This window comes from Rhodococcus gannanensis, assembly GCF_042681175.1.
In the GTDB taxonomy this organism is placed as follows: Bacteria; Actinomycetota; Actinomycetes; order Mycobacteriales; family Mycobacteriaceae; genus Rhodococcus_G; species Rhodococcus_G gannanensis.
Genome location: NZ_JBHUFB010000019.1, coordinates 202,184 through 205,460, shown reverse-complemented (window position 1 = coordinate 205,460; position 3,277 = coordinate 202,184). Strand labels below are relative to the sequence as shown.

Annotated in this window: 3 protein-coding genes; all 3 read right to left on the bottom strand. The window is 68.8% G+C overall.

The window, feature by feature from the left end; translation table 11 throughout:
- Positions 1–62 precede the first annotated feature (62 nt).
- The gene (locus ACFSJG_RS20330; protein ID WP_378487048.1) at positions 63–1,316 is read right to left on the bottom strand and encodes an amidohydrolase family protein; all 1,254 of its coding nucleotides are present in this window, start codon (positions 1,314–1,316) and stop codon (positions 63–65) included.
- 157 nt (positions 1,317–1,473) lie between these two features.
- On the bottom strand, positions 1,474–2,208 hold the full coding sequence (locus tag ACFSJG_RS20325; protein WP_378487203.1) for an acyl-CoA dehydrogenase family protein: 735 nt from the start codon (positions 2,206–2,208) through the stop codon (positions 1,474–1,476).
- 62 nt (positions 2,209–2,270) lie between these two features.
- Positions 2,271–3,277 (bottom strand): acyl-CoA dehydrogenase family protein (locus ACFSJG_RS20320; protein ID WP_378487047.1); only part of this gene is annotated, 1,007 nt, incomplete at its 5' end.

Sequence of the window (3,277 nt, the reverse complement as noted above, 5' to 3'; positions counted from 1 at the left end):
GGGGCGGTGCGGGAATCCCGCACCGCCCCTCTCGTGTCGACCAGGTGGCCGTTGGCCGTGGATCAGACCGCGCGCTTCCGGTACAGCTCGGCGTACTCCTTGCGGGAGCGTGTGGAGACGTCCACGTCGGTGGCCTTGGCGCGCAGGGCGCCGACTGTCGCGTCCTCCTTGGCGATGTGGGCGAACGGATCCCAGTCGAGGAACCGGCAGGCGTTCTGCCAGGTGATCTTGTCGATGTCGGCGTCGTCGGCATCGACGCCATCGAGCTCGTTGAGCACGAACTCGGGTGCGTTCGGCCACAACGAATCCGAGTGCGGGTAGTCGCACTCCCACGCGATGTTCTCGATACCGATCTCGTGGCGCAGCTTCAGGGACGTCTTGTCGGTCACGTAGCACGCGAGGACGTGCTCCCGGAACACCTCGCTCGGCAGCTTGCCGCCGAAGTCCCGGCGCAACCAGCGCTGGTTCGTGTAGTGCCGATCGGAACGGTCGAGGAAGAAGGGAATCCAGCCGATGCCGCCCTCGGACAGCGCGATCTTGAGCTTCGGGAAGGTGCGCATCGCCGGCCCCCACAGCAGGTCCTGCACCGCGAGCTGGGAGATGCTCGGCGCGAGGACCATCAGGTTGTCGATCGGCGCGTCGGGGGCCATGCGCAGGGCTCCGAAGCCCTGGCCGATGTGCAGGTTCATCACGGTGTTGTTGTCCGACAACGCCTGCAGGACCGGGGCCCAGTAGCTCATGTCGTGGTAGCTGGGCAGGCCGTCGATGTGGGGGAGCTCCGGCATCGTCACGGAGTGGCATCCCTTGGCGGCCACCCGCTCGATCTCGGCCACCGCCAGCGCCGGATCCCACAGCGGCAGAATGGCGATCGGGATGAACCGTCCGGGGTAGGCGCCTGCCCAGTCGTCGATGTGCCAGTCGTTGTACGCCTGGATCATCGCCACGGTGATCTCGTCCTTGGCGTGGCTGATGTGTCCGGCGCTGAAGCCGGTGAAGGTGGGAAAGCACATCGACGCGAGAATGCCGTTGGCGTTCATGTCGTCGATCCGGTCGTGGATGTCGTAGACGGCCGGACGCATCTCCGCGTAGCTGGCCGGGTCACGGCCCCACTCCTCGGCGGGCCAGGACACGACCGCGTTGAGTCCGGCGACGCCGGTCGGCTTGCCCCGGTACAGCCAGCGTTCGACGCCCTTGTCGTCGAGCACCACCTTGGGGGCGAGATCGGCCCACTTCTTGGGGACGTGATTGTCGAACATGTCGAGTGGCTCGACCACGTGGTCGTCGATGCTCACCAGGATCATGTCGTCGATGTTCATGGCACTCCTCGTGGCGGGTGAGGGCCGTGCGGAACCGGCCACAACCGTAAGATGAAGAATCTCCAATCAGGAGAATGTCACTCTCGTACTGTACGCCCCGGACGGGACCTCGACCACGGAAGTTCGGCGCAAGTTCGGGCAGTCCGGGGACGCGGGGTCACAACTGCGCGAGCCTGGGCGCCGATCCGAGACCGCGGATCGTCGCCCCGGCCTCGCGGGTCAGCTCTCTCGTACTTCCGAGCAGCCCGTCGAGGACCAGGGCCCGCTTCACGTGCCGGTGCAACGAGTGCTCGGCGGTGAAGCCGATCCCGCCGAGGATCTGCTGGCAGTTCCGGGCGGCCGTCGATGCTGCCTGTCCTGCAGCGGCTTTCGCCAGCAGCGACCCGAGGTCGTCGGTCGCAGCGGTGAGCGTGGCCTCCGCGCCCTCGATGGCGACGAGGGTCTCGGCCAATCGGTGCCGGATCGCCTGGAAGCTCGCGACCGGCTTGCCGAACTGCGTGCGGTCGAGCGCGTGGACCCGCGCCAGGTACAGCATTGCCCGGCTCGTCCCGACGAGCCACCAGCCGAGAGCACGTCGACCCTCGGCGAGCGGTACCTCCGTGCCCACCACGGTCGGGTGCAGCGGGAGGTCCTCGTCCAGCCGGGAGCCGTCACAGTCGGTGCGCTCCCACCGAACCCACCCGCCCCCCGCATAAGGCAGTGGGAGAGTCGATCCGGGCGGCCGGCCGGCGGCGGCCGCGACGACGTCGTTGACCAGCGGCGCGTGGGTCCCCGTTTCGCCGAGCAACCGGAACACCAGGGGGACGGCGACGTCCGGACTCTCGGACAGCATGTCGGCCCAGCCCAGTTCGATCAGGGCGCGGTCGAGATCGGCGCCCGTCGCGGACGCCATGGTCCTGCGCAGGGCGTCAGTCAACAGCTCGAGGTCGAGGTCCGTGTCGAGATCGTGGTCGCTCACTCGTCCCCCAGGTCCAGCAATCGCCGCGCGATGATGTTCCGTTGGATCTCGGCGGTGCCGCCGTAGATCGTCGCGGCCCGCGAGTAGAGGAACTCCGTGCGCCACTCGTCGTCGGTGAACTCGATCGTCCCCGGCAACAGGTCGCGCGCCGTGTCGAAGAGTCGCTGCTCCGCGGTCGCGAGCAGCACCTTGTCGATCGACGTCTCGGGGCCGAGGCGCTCGCCGTCCGCGAGGCGCCGCTGGGTTCCGTGCGATCGGCAGCGAGCGGTGTGCAGGGCCAGGTACGCAGCGCCGAGCGCGTCGTCGTCCGGTTCGGGCGCCTGTTCGATCAGCCGGTCGAGCCGGGTGAACAGGTACGCGATCCGGTGCCAGAAGCAGGTGGACCGTTCGTGCGGGAGCAGATCCATCGCGACGCGCCACCCGTCCCCGGGCCGGCCGAGCATCCGGTCGGCGGGGACGACGACGTCGTCGAAGTACACCTCGGCGAACTCGTCCACCCCGTGCATGGTGCGCAGCGGCCGGACGGTGATCCCGGGAGTGTCCATGTCGACGAAGAACGCGGTGATCCCGCCGTGCCCTGGACCGGTCCGGGTCAACAGGACACAGCGGGATGAATACTGGGCCAGGCTGGTCCACACCTTCTGGCCGTTCACCACCCAGTGCCCGTCGCCTCGGTCGGTCGCGCGGGTCGTGAGGGAGGCGAGGTCGCTGCCCGAGCCGGGTTCGGAGAATCCCTGGCACCACTGCTCGCGTCCGCTCAGCAGCAGCGGCACCATCTCGGCGGCCAGTTCCGGGTGGGCGTACGAGATCATCGTGGGCGCCAGCACCTCGACCATCGAGTAGATGCCCGGTTCGGCGAGGTCGCGTGTGGCGACCTCCTCGCCCAGGATCGCCCGCAGCACGGCGGGACCCCCGAGTCCACCGACCGAGGCAGGCCAGCCGTGCCGCATCCACCCGGCGTCGTACAGCGCGCGGCGGACGCGGCCGAGCTGGGCGACCTGAC